General features: G+C 46.6%; 11 protein-coding genes. 7 read left to right on the forward strand and 4 right to left on the reverse strand.

Going from position 1 to position 13647, the window contains the following annotated elements:
* Positions 1-39: 39 nt before the first annotated feature.
* Together M2137_RS12600 and M2137_RS12605 are read left to right on the forward strand one after the other, a co-directional pair.
* The gene (locus tag M2137_RS12600; protein ID WP_280766802.1) at positions 40-2235 is read left to right on the forward strand and encodes a glycoside hydrolase family 97 protein; all 2196 of its coding nucleotides are present in this window, start codon (positions 40-42) and stop codon (positions 2233-2235) included.
* Positions 2236-2632: 397 nt separating this feature from the next.
* Positions 2633-3211: an LUD domain-containing protein gene (locus tag M2137_RS12605; protein WP_280766803.1), complete on the forward strand. Its 579-nt coding sequence runs from the start codon at positions 2633-2635 to the stop codon at positions 3209-3211.
* A gap of 64 nt (positions 3212-3275) precedes the next feature.
* Here M2137_RS12605 and M2137_RS12610 read toward each other — a convergent pair whose 3' ends face one another.
* The 3 genes from M2137_RS12610 to M2137_RS12620 are packed head-to-tail and all read right to left on the reverse strand — an operon-like array spanning position 3276 to position 5739.
* Positions 3276-4148 carry a carbon-nitrogen hydrolase gene (locus M2137_RS12610; protein ID WP_280766804.1) on the reverse strand — a complete coding sequence of 291 codons (873 nt, stop codon included), beginning with the start codon at positions 4146-4148 and terminating at the stop codon, positions 3276-3278.
* An 8-nt stretch (positions 4149-4156) separates the two neighbouring features.
* On the reverse strand, positions 4157-5185 hold the full coding sequence (locus tag M2137_RS12615) for an agmatine deiminase family protein (protein WP_280766805.1): 1029 nt from the start codon (positions 5183-5185) through the stop codon (positions 4157-4159).
* Positions 5186-5232: 47 nt separating this feature from the next.
* On the reverse strand, positions 5233-5739 hold the full coding sequence (locus M2137_RS12620; protein WP_280766806.1) for an RNA polymerase sigma factor: 507 nt from the start codon (positions 5737-5739) through the stop codon (positions 5233-5235).
* Between the two features lie 348 nt (positions 5740-6087).
* Between M2137_RS12620 and M2137_RS12625 the strand changes: the two genes are divergently transcribed.
* A complete protein-coding gene (locus tag M2137_RS12625; RefSeq protein ID WP_280766807.1) occupies positions 6088-6963 on the forward strand; it encodes a sugar phosphate isomerase/epimerase family protein in 876 nt (291 codons plus the stop codon).
* Between the two features lie 70 nt (positions 6964-7033).
* Here M2137_RS12625 and M2137_RS12630 read toward each other — a convergent pair whose 3' ends face one another.
* On the reverse strand, positions 7034-8698 hold the full coding sequence (locus M2137_RS12630; protein WP_280766808.1) for an AMP-binding protein: 1665 nt from the start codon (positions 8696-8698) through the stop codon (positions 7034-7036).
* Positions 8699-9101: 403 nt separating this feature from the next.
* Between M2137_RS12630 and M2137_RS12635 the strand changes: the two genes are divergently transcribed.
* The 4 genes from M2137_RS12635 (at position 9102) to M2137_RS12650 (ending at position 13642) form a co-directional block, all read left to right on the forward strand.
* Positions 9102-10229 (forward strand): 6-bladed beta-propeller, encoded by a 1128-nt coding sequence (locus M2137_RS12635; protein WP_280766809.1) that lies wholly within the window; start codon positions 9102-9104, stop codon positions 10227-10229.
* A gap of 175 nt (positions 10230-10404) precedes the next feature.
* Positions 10405-11718: a tRNA (N(6)-L-threonylcarbamoyladenosine(37)-C(2))-methylthiotransferase MtaB gene (gene mtaB / locus M2137_RS12640; RefSeq protein ID WP_280766810.1), complete on the forward strand. Its 1314-nt coding sequence runs from the start codon at positions 10405-10407 to the stop codon at positions 11716-11718.
* Between the two features lie 5 nt (positions 11719-11723).
* The gene (locus M2137_RS12645) at positions 11724-12620 is read left to right on the forward strand and encodes a lysophospholipid acyltransferase family protein (protein WP_280766811.1); all 897 of its coding nucleotides are present in this window, start codon (positions 11724-11726) and stop codon (positions 12618-12620) included.
* Positions 12617-13642 carry a glycosyltransferase family 2 protein gene (locus M2137_RS12650; protein ID WP_280766812.1) on the forward strand — a complete coding sequence of 342 codons (1026 nt, stop codon included), beginning with the start codon at positions 12617-12619 and terminating at the stop codon, positions 13640-13642. The genes M2137_RS12645 and M2137_RS12650 overlap by 4 nt, the downstream gene beginning before the upstream one ends.
* Positions 13643-13647 lie beyond the last annotated feature (5 nt).

Here is a 13647-nt window from a genome sequence, read left to right on the forward strand (position 1 = left end):
TTAATTTCAACTATTCTTACCATGTTTTCAAAAAGTAAAATGGCAGGCGCAGTAGGCCTCTGCCTGTGTTGTGCATCAAGCTTTGCACAAACACTCACGTCGCCCAATGGCGAGTTTGAAATGAATTTTTCTTTACAGGATAAAGGCGTTCCGACCTATTCCTTGCAATATAAAGGGAAAGATGTGATCAAAACCAGCCGCCTCGGACTGGAGCTAATACCGGAAGCCGCCTCGCGCGAGTTCTGGGACTTCGCTCCGGAGGGTACGATTCATCCGATGGCCGACGCGCGCACCTCACTTTACGACGGATTCGAGGTAGCCGACGTGACCACCGGAACCTTCGACGAGACCTGGCAACCGGTTTGGGGAGAGACCAAAGATATCCGCAACCATTATAACGAATTAGCTCTACTGTTAAATCAACCGGCTACCGAGCGTCAGTTATTGATACGCTTTCGCCTGTTTGACGATGGATTGGGCTTCCGTTATGAATTTCCCCAGCAGGAAAACCTCGTCTATTTTGTTCTGAAAGAAGAGCGCACACAGTTTGCTATGGCTGGCGACCACAAAGCGATCTGGCTGCCCGGCGACTACGACACCCAGGAATACGACTATACCACCTCCCGGCTGTCGGAAATCCGCGGTTTGATGCAAACGGCCATTACGCCCAACTCGTCACAAACCCCTTTCTCGCAGACAGGCGTGCAAACCGCTTTGATGATGAAATCGGCTGAAGGCATCTATATCAACCTGCACGAAGCGGCCTTGATCAATTATTCCTGTATGCACCTGGATCTGGATGATAAAAACTTCATCTTTGAGTCCCATCTGACACCGGATGCCAAAGGGAATAAAGGCTACCTGCAGGCTCCATGCGTTTCTCCATGGCGTACCATCATCGTCAGCGACAACGCGTGCGATATCCTGGCGTCCAACATGACACTCAACCTGAATGAGCCCTGTAAGATCGAGGATACATCATGGATCAAACCGGTTAAATATGTGGGTGTATGGTGGGAAATGATCACAGGAAAGAGCTCCTGGGCATACACCGACGACCTGCCCAGCGTGCAATTGGGAGTGACTGACTACACCCAGGTGAAGCCAAACGGCATCCACGGCGCAACGACTGCCCATGTGAAAGAATACATTGATTTTGCAGCAGAACACGATATGGACGCTGTCCTCGTGGAGGGGTGGAACATTGGTTGGGAAGATTGGTTCGGTAAGTCCAAAGATTACGTATTCGATTTTGTAACTCCGTATCCCGATTTCAACGTAGCAGAGATACGCGATTACGCAAAAAGTAAAGGTGTTAAAATGATGATGCACCACGAAACATCCTCATCCGTTCGCAATTATGAACGTCATATGGACAAAGGTTACCAGTTTATGGTCGATAACGGCTACAATTCGCTCAAGAGTGGCTATGTGGGTGATATGATCCCGCGCGGTGAGCATCATTACGGTCAATGGATGAACAACCATTACCTCTACGCTGTTCAGAAAGCTGCCGAATACAAAATCATGGTAAATGCCCATGAAGCCGTACGCCCCACAGGCATTTGCCGCACATGGCCCAACCTGATCGGAAACGAATCCGCACGCGGAACAGAATACCAGGCTTTCGGTGGCAATAATGCCAACCACGTAACCATCCTTCCTTTCACACGCCTGCTTGGCGGGCCAATGGACTACACGCCCGGCATATTTGAAATGGACATCGAAAAGATCAATCCCAACAACACCTCACACGTAAACTCAACCCTGGCCAACCAGTTGGCTCTCTATGTGACCATGTACAGTCCATTGCAAATGGCAGCCGACCTGATAGAGCATTACCGGCAGTTCCCTGATGCTTTCCAGTTTATCAAGGATGTAGCCCTCGATTGGGACGACAGCCGTTACCTCGAAGCCGAGCCGGGCGAATACATCACGGTTGCCCGCAAAGCCAAAGGATCCAACAATTGGTTTGTCGGTCATGTAACCGGATATGACGGTCATCGCTCCAACATTAAATTCGATTTCCTGGATGCCGGAAAGACCTATATTGCGACCATCTATGCCGATGGGAAGGAGGCGCACTACAAAACAAACCCGCAGGCATACACCATCCGTAAGGTCGTTGTCACCAATAAATCGAAACTGACACAACAGTCGGCGCCGGGTGGTGGCTATGCAATCAGCATCATCGAAGCCGACAAGACACAAACCAAGGGATTGAAAAAATTATAACAGTTGATTAAAAACTCTCCAAAGAGGTTTTCTCGCCATGAGAAAGCCTCTTTTTTTGTAGTCTGCTTTCCGTCAGAAGCTGAATTTTGGTTCATTTAGTAGGAAATGAACATTCTTTTTCTATCTTTGCGAACAAGAACCGTAGAAAATTGTTATAAACAAAAAGAGAAAGACTGAGGTAGAGACTTCCTACATCCCCGAATTTATACGGGAATACTTTCTCCTGATACTATTTTATTCGATAAAGACACCATGATTGGGCATAGTGATATCCCGACCATTGGCATTGTCATCCTAATGTAACCGTGTTTAGGCGACAGCCCGACCATGAGTCGGTAAGCGTGTTCCGCCTGTTTTAGAATTTGCAGAAAGCAACAAAAAGAAAAAGAGAAAGAAGATGAGTACGAGAGAATTATTGATTGAAGCCATGGGGCTCAACACCACGAGCGAAGCGTTCATTCTTCAGAATGTGCCTTTGTTCACTAAAGAGAAATCTATGCTTGAGGAATTTAAAGAAAATCTGACGCGAACCTCCAGCCACTGGTACGAGGTGAGCAATGCAACGGAGATTAAACCGTTGATTCATATTTTGCATCCTGAAGCGAACGTGATTGGCTCTGCCACATCAGAAGTGAGAGGAAGCAAAGATCTGAATCACATGTACAATCCGTGTGAACTGGAAGAGGTCGACGTAGCGGTTATCCGAGCAGAATTCGGTGTTGCGGAGACCGGTATGCTTTGGGTTTCACAACAGAACATGCCTATCCATGCGTTAGATCATCTCTCCCGTCATTTGGTGATATTATTGCACCCCGACCGGTTGGTGAAAGATATGCGTGAAGCCTACGAAGAGGTCTACTCGGGAGATATCAACTTCGGCAGTTTTATTTCAGGGCCTTTCCCCGGCAGTAAGACAAAAGCCAAACGGCAACGCAAACAACACGGTCCGAAATCGGTTACCGTATGTTTCATCTAACAAAACAAATAAAAATGGGATAAATGAAGAGGCGAAGATTTCACGATCTCCGCCCTTTTCTTTTTTATAAATACCGTTCCGTTAATCCGTCAAAAGCATCGATCCGCCGGTCGCGGAAGAATGGCCACCAACGACGCACCTGTTCACTGCGTGCCTTATCGATTTCCACCACACGATACTCCTCCTTTTCCTGTGAGAACACCGCCTGCAACTCGCCCTGAGGACCTGCCACAAAACTATTGCCCCAGAACTGAATGCCACGGGTTTGGCCGGAAGGATCCGATTCATGCCCTACACGATTCACAGTGACTACCGGCAATCCATTGGCCACCGCATGACCACGCTGCACGGTTACCCAGGCATCGAGCTGACGCTTCTTCTCTTCCTCCGCGTCGCTACTCTCCCACCCGATGGCTGTCGGGTAGATCAATAATTCGGCACCCCGCATAGCCATCAAGCGGGCAGCTTCCGGATACCATTGATCCCAACACACCAAGACGCCGAGTCGTCCGACAGAGGTGTCGATAGGCTCAAAGCCCAGGTCGCCGGGTGTAAAATAAAACTTTTCATAATAGGCCGGATCATCCGGTATATGCATCTTGCGGTATGTCCCGGCTATCGTACCATCCTTTTCCATCACCACTGCCGTGTTGTGGTACAAACCGGGCGCACGGCGCTCGAACAACGACAACACAATCACCACCCCCAGTTCCCGGGCTAACGCCCCGTAGGCCTCTGTGGAAGGTCCCGGTATTGATTCCGCCTGGTCAAACAGGGTTGGATCCTCTACCTGACAGAAATAAAGCCCGTTATGCAGTTCCTGCAAAACAATAAGTTCCGCTCCATCGGTAGCACATGCCCGGATACGTTCGTGCAACCTGTCTATATTGGCGCGGAGATCACCGCTGTTCGCTTGTTGAATAATTCCTACTTTCATACGGCATTTTAGATAAAACCTTGCGGATACTGCATCGTCACACAATGCAGGGATCCGTGTTGTTTGATTAATGGTAAACAATTGATTCCAATCACTTCCCGCTCTGGGAAAGCCTCTTGTAAAGCTTTTTTCGCCACCTCGTCCAGGGGAGAATCATAAAAAGGAAGCAGGACCGCATCGTTGATAATCAAGAAATTGGCGTATGTTGCCGGAAGACGCTCTCCCTCCCACTCGACCTTGTCGGCCATCGGTAAGGCAATCAACCGGTAAGGCGTTCCGTCGGTCCGGGTAAAGCCTTTCAGTTCCTCCTCCATCTGCTTCAATTCTTCGTAATGCTCATCAGCTTCATCCTCACAGCGCACGTATGCAATCGTATCTTCGCTGCAGAAACGCGCCAGTGTATCCACATGACTATCGGTATCATCTCCGGCAAGGTATCCGTGACTCAGCCACAAAATACGCTCCACACCAAAGAGATCTTTCAGGTGATATTCCAACTGTTCGGGATTCAGATACTCATTGCGGTTCAGGGAAAACAGGCACTCTTCGGTGGTAAGCAGCGTTCCCTGCCCATCCGATTCAATGCTTCCCCCCTCCAATACGAACGGTTGCATATTGACATAGGGCACCTCTTCCCGGAAAGTCTCCGACAGAAACAGCTGACGGGTGATCTGATTGTCTTTATCGGCCGGGAACTTCATGCCCCAACCATTGAATACAAAGTCATAAACCGAAGGAACTCCATCATCGAACACAGAGATGCCCCCATGGTCGCGCGCCCAGGTATCGTTCGATTCTATTTCGCGAACGATAAGGCGCGAGTCGTCGATGTCGCCTAATTGGCTGCGCAGAACCTGTTCGTCCCGGCAAACAACCACTAATTTTTCACGTTTGAGTATTTCATGTGCTATCGCCACGAAGCAGGGAATGACCTCATCCAGGATGGGCGCCCAATCGGTATCTTCATGCGGCCAGGTCAGTTGCACAGCACTTTGCGGATACCACTCCGGGGGAAACAGGACGGAATCTTTTAACATCAGCTTTGTTCTTTTACGTTTTCAGACGTAAAAGTAGTGATTTCCGCTTAAGAATTAAAATCCTTCAGTTGTATCTGCAATTCTTTACGCGCAAAGAAAATGCGGCTCTTGATCGTTCCCAAAGGCATATCCAAGCGATCGGCTATCTCGTGGTATTTGTAACCACCCAGGTAGAGCTGGAAAGGCACACGCAAGTCATCACTTAGGTTTTCTACCGCCTGCGTGATTTCACTCAGTTGATACGAATCCTCCGGCGAGTCAAGCGGCGATTCGCTCAGGATATGCAGGTTATACAGATCGGCATTCGCGTCGATCACCGTTTGTTTGCGCACCACCTTATGGTAGTTATTGATAAAAATATTGCGCATAACGGTCAATACCCAGCCTTTGAGGTTGTAATTGTCGGTAAACTTCTCCTGACTATCAAGGACTTTCAGGGTGGTATCTTGTAACAGATCTTCGGCATCTTCCCTATCTGCCGTCAGGGACAAGGCAAAATTGTACATATTGCGTTGCAAACCGATTATTTCTTGTTGGAATTCTTTCTTATTCATAAGTCTCATCTTTTGCTTTTCTTTATGTGACAAAGATACGGCAGCTTTAAACGCTTGTCAAACAGATATTTTTTATATACTTATATAAGAAATCTATCATGCCCCTTCCAAGAATTGGTGGCCGAGCATGGTGAGCCAACTGGCCGACCATGCTCGACCAACTGGCTCACCATGCTCGACCAATTGGTCGACCTTGCTCAGCCAACAACTTCTCCCGGTGAAAAAAAACGGAATTCCATGAAATACAAGGGGAATATCAATGGTTTTTGAAGATTTTAACAAATCAATATAGCCAGCCCGTGGAAATAATCCTATTTTTGCGGTAGTTCTCAAAAAAATCAAAGTATTATGCAAAACAGACGTGATTTTCTAAAGCAAGCCTCCTTATTGCTTGCCGGAGGTGTAGTGGCTCCTCAGCTCTTATCATCGTGTGCCGCCGGTAGTCCCGGGAAACACATGGGATTGCAATTGTATTCCTTGCGCGAAATGGTTAAAGATGCCGGTATCCAGCCTGTCATCGAGGCTGTAGCCAAGATGGGGTACACACATGTGGAAACCGCTAATTACGGCGACGGAAAGGTGTATGGTTTAGCTCCTGCCGAATTCAAAAAATTATGTGATGATAATGGTCTGAAATGTACCAGCGCTCACCTGGGTCAATCGTTCAGTAAAGAGAAAGAGGCTGAGGTTATGGCCTGGTGGGACAAAGCGATCGAAACGTACGACCAGATCGGCGTGAAGTATATGGTACAACCCTCTATGCCGGTGAACAGAGAAACCACGTTGGACGATATAAAAATGTATTGCGACTATTTCAGCGCGGTTGGTTATAAAACCGCTGCAGCAAGCATTTCCTTTGGTTATCACAACCATTCGTTTGAGTTTAGAAAGATTGACGATCAATTGATCTATGACTATATGCTAAACAACGTAAGCAAGAACCATTGCTTCTTCCAATTGGATGTTTACTGGTGTCAGCAAGGCGGATACGATCCGGTGGAATACCTGAAAAAACATGCCGACCAGTTCAAGAATATCCATATCAAGGATGCGAAAGAGATCGGCGCCAGTGGAGAAATGAACTTCGAGGCAATATTCAACCAGATGAAGGCAAACAACGTCAAAGACTGGTATGTGGAAGTTGAACAGTACACCAACAACAACCCGTTGGAAAGTGTACAACAAAGCTATGATTTCCTGAAATCAGCCAAGTACGTTTACTAATACAACTGAACATAAAAAGAAACGTCCTTATGACTTCATGTCGTAAGGACGTTTCTTTTTATATAAACTCTTAGTAATTACTATAAAGATATCGCTTAATGCTCTTCTTAGGCGTCTTCTCAAACTCGTTCGGATAAAGCTGAATAGACGAAACAGACTCGTAAGGCGCCAGCAACTTATTTAGTTCCTCCTTATTGCGGTTCATAATAACTCCCAGGTCGTCATGCGAGAGTCCCGTTTGGTCGACCGCTTCATAGTCAGGATAAACCAATCCAACCAGCTTTCCGTTTTTCTCCACCACGACACTTTCCATCACAAAAGGCAGGTTGTTGAGTTTCGATTCGATCTCTTCCGGATAGATATTCTGCCCGCTTGCACCGAGTATCATGGTCTTACTGCGGCCTCTGATATAGATACGGTTGCCTTCATCGATCGTGCCCAGGTCACCAGTCTTCAACCAACCGTCTTTGGTGAATACGTTGTTGGTCGCTTCATCGTTTTTATAATAACCCGACATCACGTTTTCACCTTTCACCTGGATCTCACCAACTTTATTATAAGGATCGTCCGAATCGATACGCACCTGCATGATGCCTTTCAACACCTGTCCGCAGGATCCGGGAATAAACTCTTTGTTGTTGTCGTAACTGATCAGCGGACCACATTCGGTCATGCCATAGCCAATCGTAAAGGGGAATTTGATTTTGTAAAGAAAATCGGTCACCTCCTGATTCATGGCCGCCCCACCGACAATCACTTCGCGGAAACGTCCACCCATCGCATCTATCAGGCTCTTGCGGATCTGCGCATAGATGCGCGTATCCAACAACGGAATATTCAATGCCAGCTTCAAGGTTCGCTTATTCAACTGCGGAAGGATCATTTTTTTGTAGATCTTTTCGAGGATAAGCGGCACGGTGATGATCAGATTCGGTTTGATCTCATCAAAAGCTTTCAAGAGAATCTTGGGCGAAGGCACTTTGCCAAGTATATAGACATGGGCGCCAACGGCCAGCGGCACCAAGAAATTGAACGCACAGCTATAAGCATGAGCCAACGGGAGGAAACAGATCATCCGCTCGCTACGGAAGATAACATCCAATGTTTTAGCATAGGTCACGTTCCCCGCCAGGTTATTACCTGTCAGCATCACGCCTTTACTAAACCCGGTAGTGCCGGAGGTATAATTGAGCAACACCACCTTATCGTTCTCCAATTCGGCATATTTGATGTTCTCACGGGTGAATCCCTGCGGATAATAGAGACGCATTTTATCGTCTAAAGCGAGCATCAGTTTCTGGATCTGTTCGCCATCGCGCTGATGTAAACAACGGTAATCGGAAAGTGAAAAGACAGCCCGCAGGTTGTCGATCTTATCCTCTTCGAGCGAATCCCAAATGCGATCGCTCACAAACAGGAAGATCGACTCGGAATGGTTGATAATATGATGGATATCATTCGCACTGAAATCCTGCAGGATGGGAACGATAATGGCGCCATAGGTAACGGCAGCCATATACACAATACACCAACGGGAAGAGTCTTTTCCGACTAATGCGATCTTATCTCCCCGCCTGATCTGGCATTCCTGAAAGATAATATGCATACGGGCAATATCCTTTGCCATATCACCATAGGTGAATGTTTTGTTCTTGCTATAGTCCGTTAAGGCTGGTAGGTCCCAATTTTCTTTGAAGCTCTCTTCGTAGAGCTTAATAAAGTTTTCTTGTATCATAGCACAAATGTGACAATTTTGTGCAAAAGTAGATAGAAATATGTAGATATACAAACTATATACAAGGCAAACATATCTAAATGAATTCTGATTTACCCCTGGTTTTCCGTTTTTATTAAAAAGTCATAGTGTAAGCAAATAGCCCTGATTTTTAATAAAACTCGACATTTTTCGTGACACTTCAATTGTTAACAAATACTAACTCCCGGGACTTTATCTCCAAAGTCCCGGGCTTTTGCGCAAATTCTCCCGCGGAAATATCAAAATGACATTTTGGGGTTTGTGAAAAATGGGAGAGCTACTTACAATTTATTATTTCAGAGATATGGTATTCTTCACAAAAAAATAAATAAGTAAAGCAACTTTATTCCTATATTTGTGATAGGCCAATAGAGTACTATAAATGAAACAAAACTATTTTATTATATCCCTGTTTATTTGGTTGGCATTTGCTTGTAGTAGTGAAAAGCCAACCGGAGAGATTCCGGTTTTTGACATAGCGGCTGCTTATGGTCAATCTGAAAAAATTGTGGTATTGGATGATGTGGCTACCGATATTAAAGCTGTATTTTTAGAGACAAGTGATGATATCCTAATAAATGGTATTACTTATGCTTCTTTGTACAGAGATAAGTTATATATAGTACACAAAAGCAATTGTTCTGTTTTTGATCTTTCCGGTAAATATCTGGGAAATATAGGAAGCAAAGGCAATGGACCTGGAGAGTATACTTCTATTAGTGAAAAGCCTATATTTGTAGATAACTATATCCTTATTTATGACGTGTTTACAAAAAAAATACACAAATACTATTTGGATGGGGAATTTATATCCACACTGGAAACTCCATATAGATTTTCTTATTTTGCCCATTGGAAAGATGATGTAATAGTAGGTTATGTCCCTAATGTTATGGGCGATGAAAGGAATCGGGTTGTTTTTTTTAATACGGATGGAGAGGTATTGAGCGTTCTGCCACATTATAAATATATAGAAGGAGTAACGATGTGTTCTTTATATTCTGATGAATGCTCTATGTTTAGATTGGGTGATGATTTACGTATGAAAGAGGGTTTTAACGATACTGTTTTTACTGTAACAGCTAATGATATTATTCCCGAATATGTGATGCATGTGGGCGATAATGTTTTTACAGAAGAGATGCGTTGGCAGCAAGTAGAGGCTCCAAAGGGTGGCGGTCGGATGCCAGTCGTTTTTTATGAAGATCAGCATGTAGTGTTTGTTCGTGGCATGGGACTCAAATCTTACAGGGTTACAATCGTCTATAATAAGCATACGAAAACAAGTGAAAAGGTTGTATTTTATTATAATGAAGAATTTGCCAAGCAGTTCAATAAAGAAGAATACTATATCTCCCTTCCGGGCGGGCAGAGTGTAACCCAAGAAGATGGCACCCCAACCTTTCAGATACGAAATATTTCGGAAGACGGAAAAACGCTTATCGGATATGAGACACCCGCAAAGAATGAAGATGATAATCCGGTAATAGTGTTAGTACGATTGAATTAGTTTTTGTTGAACGAAAGATTGAGTATAATCTGTTAGTTGACATTATATTTGTATGAAACAAATCTATTCATTGAGGCTCTTCACAACCTGAGCAAGCGCATCGAGGATACCGCGCTTAAGTTCGCTTGAACAGACTGAATATTTTTGCGTAACTTTGCCGGGAAATTTGCATGTGATGATAGATAAGACAATATTCGAATATAAGACAGCCGCGTACTACACTTTAGGCTGTAAACTCAATTTTGCCGAAACATCCACGATAGGAAAAACGCTGGCTGAAAACGGCATACGCAAGGCTCGTCCGGGAGAAAAGGCTGACATCTGTGTGATCAATACCTGCTCTGTCACCGAACTGGCCGATAAGAAATGCCGGCAAGCCATCCGCCGGATCGGCAAACAACACCCGGGTGCCTTTATGGTGGTGACCGGTTGTTACGCTCAACTCAAACCCGAAGAGGTATCCAACATCGAGGGGGTCGATCTGGTATTGGGCACGGAGCAAAAGCTCGATATCCTGACCTATATCCAAAACAGAGACGAAGAGGCCGCGCCCATCGTCTCGACCCAATCGAAAGATATACGCACCTTCTCGCCCTCCTGCTCGACAGACGACCGCACACGCCATTTTCTGAAGGTACAGGATGGGTGCGATTATTTCTGCTCATACTGTACCATTCCGTTTGCCCGCGGCCGCAGTCGCAACGGTTCGATCGAAAGCTTAGTCAAACAGGCGGAAGAGGTAGCCCGGAGCGGAGGCAAAGAGATCGTGCTCAGTGGCGTGAATATTGGCGACTTCGGCAAAACAACCGGGGAGAGTTTTATCGATCTGTTGCGCGCTCTCGACCGGGTGGAAGGAATCGAACGCTATCGCATCTCCTCGATCGAGCCGAACCTGATCACAGATGAAGCCATTGATTTTGTAGCGACAAGCCGTCGTTTCGCGCCCCACTTTCATATTCCATTGCAAAGTGGAAGCGACGAGGTGTTGCGCCTGATGCGTCGCCGCTACGACACGGCACTTTTCCGGCATAAAATAGAAAAGATCAAATCGGTTATTCCCCACGCTTTTATCGGGGTAGATGTGATTGTAGGCACGCGGGGTGAGACGGATGAGCTCTTTGAAGAGACGCGTCTTTTCCTCGAAGAACTGCCGGTCAGCCAGCTTCATGTGTTCAGTTACTCCGAACGGGCAGGTACACAGGCACTGAAAATAGAACATGTAGTCGATCCGCAAACCAAGCATCGTCGCAGCCAGTCGCTGCTCGACATTTCCGACCGCAAACTACACGCTTTCTATGAGCAACACATCGGCCGACCGGCAAAGGTATTGTTCGAGCATACCCGCAAGAACAATCGGATGTATGGCTTCACAGAAAATTACATCAAGGTGGAAACGGAATATAATAAGGAGTGGGTCAACCAGGTTCAACCGATCCTGTTAGCCGGTTGGAATGAAGAGGGGAACGCCCTGTTTATTAAAGAAGCATAACACGTATGGGAACGAAGATACAATATGCCTTGTTATACACCTTGGTAAAGCTACATGCTTTGCTTCCGATGCCTCTATTATATATCTGTTCGGATATATTCTACTTCCTGGCTTACCGGGTGATCGGATACCGCAAAAAGGTGGTTCGTTATAATATGACAAAAGCCTTTCCTGAAAAGAGTGAAAGCGAATTGCGCCAGCTCGAAAAGGAGTTCTACCATCATTTCTGTGACTATATAGTGGAAACCATGAAACTGGCGCATATCTCTTCCGAAGAATTATTGCGTCATGCCTACATGCGCAACCCGGAACTGGTCGACCAATTGGTCGACGAGGGGCATACCTCTATCATTTTTGTGATGGGGCATTACGGCAATTGGGAATGGTTTTCGGGCATCTCCACGCAGTTCAAAGAAGCCCGGGCATACAATATTTACCGCCCACTCACGAATAAAGCGTTCGACAAATTACTGATCGATCTGCGTACCCGCTTCGAGGCCAGAGGAATCAAGAAGAATGATACGATCCGCGAAATGATACGACTGAAACAGGAAAAGACCCCTTCGGTGGTGGTATTCCTGGCAGACCAGACACCCAGTAAAACGAATATCCATTACTGGACCACCTTCCTCAACCAAGAGACGCCGATGTTTACCGGCGCGGAGCGCATTGCCCGCAAATTGGATCTGCCTGTGGTCTTTGTGGATGTAAAGAAGATAAAGAGAGGTTATTATACCGTCGACCTGGATCTGTTGACCAAAACGCCGAAAGAAACGCCGGAGTTTTGGATCACAGAGACCTATGCGCGCAAACTGGAGCAGAGCATTCTCCGCCATCCCGCCTATTGGCTTTGGACGCATAAGCGTTGGAAATATAAACGTAGTGATTTCGAACAAAAATGAAAAAAGTATCCATTGTTATCCTGAACTGGAACGGGAGCAGCCTGATGAAGCGCTTCCTTCCGTCTGTCGTGGCGCATAGCCCGGAAGAGATAGCGGAAATTGTCGTGGCTGACAATGGTTCCACCGACGATTCGCTCGCGATGTTGGCAAAAGAGTTTCCTGGAGTGCGTGTCATAGCACTAAAAGAAAACTACGGATTCGCCGAAGGATACAACCGTGCCCTGGCCGAAATCACAACGCCCTATACGGTATTGTTAAACAGCGACGTGGAGGTTACGCCCCACTGGCTGGAAGCGCCCTTGAAAGCATTAGATACAGAGCAGGAGATCGCTGCCGTACAGCCTAAAATACTGGCTGAAAAGGAACGGGATTGTTTTGAATACGCCGGCGCTTCCGGCGGTTTTATCGACCGATACGGATATCCTTTTTGCCGGGGTCGGATGTTTCATGTGATCGAAAAAGACGAAGGACAATACGATACTCCCTGTGATATATTATGGGGCAGCGGTGCAGCCCTCTTTATCCGCACGGATGTATACCGGAAAGAGGGTGGATTGGATGCCGGTTTCTTTGCCCATCAGGAAGAGATCGACCTTTGCTGGCGCCTGCGCACACGAGGTTACCGCTTGGTCTGCCTGCCCGATTCGGTGGTCTATCACGTCGGAGGAGCCACGCTCAACCAGGAGAACCCGCGTAAGACCTTCCTCAATTTCCGCAACAACCTCCTGATGCTCTACAAAAACCTGCCGGAAGAACGACTGCGCGCCACCATGCGCCTCCGCTTCTGGCTCGATTACCTGGCGGCCTTGCAGTTCCTGTTAACAGGACAGTTCGCCAATGTCCGGGCCGTGTATCGGGCACGCAAAGCGTTTCGTAAGCTGCGCACCGCCTACCTTCCGCTACGCCGGGAGAACCTGCAGAAAGCCACCAACCCTTTCCCACCGGAGATACTTTCCAAAAGCCTGTTGGTCACTTTCTACCTGAAAGGGAAAAAGAGATATGGGGAAATTGATTTCTTATAACTATC

It is taken from the genome of Parabacteroides sp. PFB2-10 (assembly GCF_029893085.1).
Classification (GTDB): domain Bacteria; phylum Bacteroidota; class Bacteroidia; order Bacteroidales; family Tannerellaceae; genus QVMG01.